3 protein-coding genes are annotated in these 4,016 nt (G+C 48.9%); all 3 read left to right on the plus strand.

Annotated features, from left to right (window positions below; all coding sequences use genetic code 11):
• A partial coding sequence (typA, locus tag WC052_05855) for a translational GTPase TypA (GenBank protein MFA7287159.1) occupies positions 1 to 1,657 on the plus strand: 1,657 nt, incomplete at its 5' end.
• A 151-nt stretch (positions 1,658 to 1,808) separates the two neighbouring features.
• A complete protein-coding gene (locus tag WC052_05860) occupies positions 1,809 to 3,161 on the plus strand; it encodes a hypothetical protein (protein ID MFA7287160.1) in 1,353 nt (450 codons plus the stop codon).
• 255 nt (positions 3,162 to 3,416) lie between these two features.
• On the plus strand, positions 3,417 to 4,016 hold a 600-nt coding region (locus WC052_05865), incomplete at its 3' end, for a hypothetical protein (protein ID MFA7287161.1).

Consider the following 4,016-nt stretch of genomic DNA (forward strand, 5'->3'; position numbering starts at 1 on the left):
GCGCGGTATTACAATTTTCTCGAAAAACGCATCGGTTCACTACGGTGACACCAAGATCAATATTATCGATACTCCAGGTCACGCTGACTTTGGCGGTGAAGTTGAGCGTGTTTTGAAGATGGCTGACGGTGCGCTTCTCCTCGTTGACGCGAAAGAAGGTCCAATGCCTCAGACAAAGTTTGTGCTTAAAAAAGCACTTGCACTCGGTCTTCGCGTTATCGTTGTTATTAACAAAATTGATAAAAAGGATGCTCGTTGCGAATACGTGCTCAACACAACATTCGATTTGTTTGCAGCACTCGGCGCAACAGACGAGCAGCTCGATTTCCCCGTTATTTACGCTGCAGCGATTGCAGGAAAGGCTGGTTACGAGGACAATCTCGAGGCGATGACTGACATCACTCCAATTTTTGACACCGTTATCAAGAACATCCCAGCTCCAAAGGCAGATGTGGAATCACCACTTCAGATGCTCGTTGTTTCGCTTCGCATGGACAACTATAAAGGTAAGCTCGGTATCGGCCGTATTTTCAACGGTCGCGTGAAAAAGGGCGACACTATCGTTCATATCAACCGTGACGGTGTACAGACAAAGCAGAAAGTTACCGCGCTTATGGCGTTTGAAGGTCTCGACACTGCTGAAATCGAACACGCACAGGCGGGTGACATTATCTTGCTCGCAGGTGTGGCAGATGTTTCAATCGGTGACACCATCGCAGACGCAACAAACCCAGTCGCGCTTGATTTGCTCGTGATTGAGCAGCCAACCGTTAAGATGACATTCCGCGTGAATGACTCACCATTTAACGGTAAGGAAAAAGGAACAAAGAATACATCACGTTTGCTCCGCGAACGTCTCGATAAAGAACTCGAAACGGACGTTGCACTTCGCGTTGATCCAGGTGAGGGAGCTGATAACTTTGTTGTATCGGGTCGCGGTGAATTGCACCTCGCGATTTTGATCGAAAAGATGCGCCGCGAAAACTTTGAACTTCAGGTTACACGTCCTCAGGTAGTTACCCACATGGAAAACGGTGTTGAAATGGAACCATCAGAAGATGTGTTCGTTGAAGTACCAGAAGCGTATGCGGGAACCGTTATTGAAAAACTCGGAAAGCGCCGTGGTGAAATGAAGAACTACGCAGTTCACGAAGGCCAGGCAAATCTCCACTTCGTAATTCCAACGCGTGGTCTTATCGGCTACCGTAACGAATTCATGACAGATACAAAAGGAACTGGTGTTTTGAACACCTTGTTCAGCGGCTTCATCCCATGGGTTGCAAATCTTTCAACAAGCAATCACGGCTCACTTATCGCATACGAAACAGGTACAACAACCGGTTACGCGCTCGAAACAGCAGGTGAGCGCGGTCAGCTTTTTGTGGGTCCTGCTCAGGAAGTGTATGCAGGTCAGATTGTTGGTCAGAACGCGAAGGATGATGATCTCGAAGTTAACGTTTGTAAGGAAAAGAAGCTTTCGAACATGCGCTCATCTGGTGCAGATATGGCAGTTAAGCTCGAACCACATCGCGTGCTCACACTCGAAGAGTCAATCGAGTATATCGGTGACGACGAATGGGTAGAAATTGTTCCAAGCGAAATTCGTATTCGCAAGCAGTTCTTGAATGCAAACGATCGCAAGAAGAACTCGAAGTAATTAATAAGGTTTCAAAAGCGCGCCGATGGCGCGCTTTTTTGTATTATCGTACTCTTCTTGACATTATGTAAAAAATGCGATAGCATAGCGAAATGCTGAATAGATTATTCAGACAGCCAGATTTTAACCTTTGTTCGCAGAAGAGGGGTCAATGGCTAAACTAAACAGGGCGCAGCGGCGCCAAAAGTTCAATAGTGTTGTTGTGGGCGTTCTGCGTCATCTTGGGACCGACAAGGCCTCAACGGGTTTTAGTGGTCGAGATATAGAGCCCTATCTTCAACCGGTTTCATACAACTCAGGTGGCTTCATCTCTGAGGCAATAAGGAAAGGTGTCATTGAGACCATTCCGAAATGCGCAAACCAGTGGCGGTTCTCAAGAAAAACTCTTGAGGAGCGTGGCATTGCATCACAGCCGCAAAATGTTTCGGATGAGCTCAAGCAGCTCTACCTTGCATTTGGTGACGGAGGTACGCTTCTCATTGGACGGTCTGAAATTGCCACATACTTTGCGGTGAAACGGACGAGTCGCAGTGTCCATGCGCAGTTCAACCATGCGAATGGGATGATTCAGTGGTTGGATGCAAGAAAAGACGATTTTCTTTCGGACGGTGCTACATGGATGTACTTGAAGCCGATTCCAGAGGACTGGCAACATCCTGCGACGGAAGGTGAAACCTCACAGAAAGGCTCTGATGAGGGTGCTGCCAAAATTATAACGGCTCATTGTGGGCCTGAGGAACGGAACATGATGGACAGTGACGGACTTTTGCTATCGCCTGTAAAGGCTTCGGCGGCACTCCTCAATCTTCCGCAGCCAGAGATAGGTGAAAATCCCCAGAGGGCTGGACTCATGCGGCGACTCATTGAGATTTACAAGAGGATTGGCACGCACGAACCAGTTTCTGAGCTAAGATGGAGACGGATAATCGCAGAGACGAGTCCGACAACAATGAACGAGAAAGCTGTGGACTCATGGCTTTCGCGACAGTCTGATGCGAAGAAATTGATCGATTACCTCGATGATGGCAGCTGCTGCTACGTCTGGAACGTCGCCAATCTTCGCGCGTACTTCGGAATGCCTCCGGAGGAAGTCTCGTCGGCCGCGGAGGCGCCAGTATCCGCACTTTCGCCAGAAGAAGTGCCTGATGCCGTCGTCGAAGTCATGCTGCCGTTGACTGAGTCGGAGAAGGCAGCCGAGTTCGCAGCGTTCATGGCAACGGCGCGGCCGTCCTACCTAGATCAGCTGCACGCGCAGCACGACGAAGCAGTTGCGGCGTCTGAAGCTGCGGCAGCGCGGGTACAAGCTGCAAGGCTGGCTGTGATTGAAGCTGTAAACGCAGCTCGAGACGCGAACGACAAGCTTCAACAATGTGCTAATGCGTTGCGAGAAGAGGTTCGATCTATTGCAAGGACCGAAGTACAGAAGATTTTTCAGCAACTGAGTGGTTTGTCGCAGGATGTTCGCGAGCAAACCATGCAAATGTTGATCGATCCACAGCAGTAATCGCGCTGCAACAACCCCCCCCGAACCCCGCCGCTCGCGTCATCTGGACGCGGGTGGTGGGGTTGTTTAATATCAAGGTTTTGAAAAAGATGCTATGAAATGTTTCACACGTCTGTCTTTTTTTATGCAAAGAAAAAATATCATTAAGGATGACTACGTTTGAGATTTTATTTTCACGCGTACGACATTGACCGAACACAGCAAAAATGGTACGCTGCGCCCGCAGAATCACTCTGCGACGAGCGAGGTTTGGTCATGGACAATAGTACAATTAAGTTGTGCCGTCGTTGGTTCTTGTTGGTTATGGTTGTCTATATAGTAGCGGTTCTCCTTGTCTGTAAGTGGTTTGTCGGTTATTCATTAGATGGCAATTCGAGACATTCCCAGCGGGTGATTGTTCTTGGTTTTGTGTACCTCTTCGCGGCGATTGCAATCCTCAAACATTGGGGATCTAAAGAACGGGTGATACAGGAGTCAATTGCGAGGCGAGTTCTCAAATCGCTAGCAAAACCGCTGGAGAATCTACTCACGACATACGCGCAAAACGTAATCAGCAAGAACTTCGAGCTAGAACTTGGCGAATTGCGCAACGTGATCGTTCCAAAGCTTTTGCAGCAGCGGCAAATCCTGGTCTTTGAGTACTTTGCAGGTAGAGTGGGGAATCTCCGTCCGAGCACTCGGATCATGCTCTATCCGGCGAGGCTTACGAGTATGATTACCGAAATCGAAGAGGAGTTAACCAGGCTTGAGGACCTTCTTAGAGCTAGCCAGGGCTTGCTGGACAAAGCGACAAGGTTCAAGAACGTAATGATGTTCTCCAAAACGGGCAGCAAGGTTGATATCATGCGTCTTGCC

The organism is Patescibacteria group bacterium, from assembly GCA_041675205.1.
Classification (GTDB): Bacteria; Patescibacteriota; Patescibacteriia; order GWA2-46-9; family GWA2-46-9; genus JBAYUF01.